The sequence below is a fragment of the Pseudoalteromonas sp. Of11M-6 genome (genome assembly GCF_022347905.1).
Classification (GTDB): domain Bacteria; phylum Pseudomonadota; class Gammaproteobacteria; order Enterobacterales; family Alteromonadaceae; genus Pseudoalteromonas.
In genome coordinates this window covers 1-1511 of sequence record NZ_JAKRFW010000118.1, presented here as the reverse complement: position 1 = coordinate 1511, position 1511 = coordinate 1, and the positions used below count along the sequence as shown (strand labels likewise).

General features: G+C 41.9%; 1 protein-coding gene. It reads right to left on the bottom strand.

The genetic code is table 11. The features are described 5' to 3' along the window. Positions 1-397: 397 nt before the first annotated feature. Complete coding sequence (locus tag MHN32_RS23565) at positions 398-1429, bottom strand: IS110 family transposase (protein WP_102056325.1); 1032 nt, start codon at positions 1427-1429, stop codon at positions 398-400. Positions 1430-1511 lie beyond the last annotated feature (82 nt).

Sequence of the window (1511 nt, the reverse complement as noted above, 5' to 3'; positions counted from 1 at the left end):
GACATATATGGACGCTCAGCTGCTGTCAAGTAATACTCATCCAACAAGGTTGTTTTAACAGCCTTGTTGCTTCTTTTATTTATCTCTCATTTACTATTTGTATGTATTGATAAACAGTCACTTTGAGTCACCTTAAATAAGGTGCTGCTCTGACATATATTCGGGCTTAACTGAATTTCAGCGCCCCTAATGAGTTTCGAACCTAGTCACCCAAAAAGTAGAATACACCCACGCGGCATTGAATGCCTTGCCTATAACGGGTTTAACTAGGTAGGTTTGATCTTTTGTTCATCGTTATATTTACAGCAATGAGAATATGGCTACCAAGGGCTCATAAACACCCACTCGGGCTTGAGGCCCTTGTCACAACCGAGCTCCTTGATAGCCATAATTTGAGTCATGATTGCGCCTCACTTTGTGTATATTGGGCTTTATAAGGTTCATTTCTTTGTAGCAATATCCACATTAAGCGAGCCAATCGGTGGGCCGTGGCCACCACCGCTTTATTTTTACCGCGACGTTCTACCAATGCGTTGATCCATTTGTTTAAATCATCCTGCTTTTTGTGCGCATGATTGACCACTGTACGGGCACCATGAATGAGTTGTTTTCTTAGATAACGGTCACCTCGTTTGGTGATCCCTCCCATCTTATTGGTTTCACCCGAAGCATATTGACGTGGTGTGATCCCAAGCCACACAGCCAACTCCTTTTTATTAGAAAATGCTTGCCCTTTATCTATTGTGGCACTCAATGCCGATGCGTTGATAATCCCAATTCCGGGGATGGATTGGATAATTTGAGCAGCCTGGCTCTGTTCATTAAACTGCTTAAATTGTGCCTCTACATTTTTAATATTGGCGTCTAACTTTTGCATTTCTTCATAAACGTCTCTGAGGAGTAGATTTAAAGCTCCATGTAAATTACGGTTGAGCAGATCAGCAATGGTTGCACGAAAAGACTTTAAGCTCTTTTTGATGACGATGCCAAATTCAAGTAACAAACCACATGTTTGGTTGATGCAGGCGGTTCGATTATGTATGAGCCGTTCCCGATAGCGATGTAGTGCTAGGATTGCTTGTTGATGCTCTGTTTTTACAGGAACAAAGCGAATGTTAGGTCGAAGGCTCGCTTCATAAATCGCCATACAATCATTTTTATCGTTTTTATTGCCACGGACAAAAGGGGTAACATGTTGCGCAGGGATAAGCTGAACTTGGTGCCCAGCTTGTAAGCAGTACCGCCCCCAATAATGAGACGTTGAGCATGATTCCATAACAACATTACAAGCAGGTAATTGGGTCAATGTTTGCAAGAGCTTTGCTCTATCTAACCTTCTGGAAAAACATTTATTACCTTGCTTATCAAACGATAAAAGTTGGAATACATTTTTTGCTAGATCAATTGAAAGCGTGCTAACGTTATTCATGATGGACTCTCCTAATAACTGTGTTTGCAACTATCAGTTTGGCGCATTGACGCCGATTTGGGAGCGTCCATCTCATCACCCA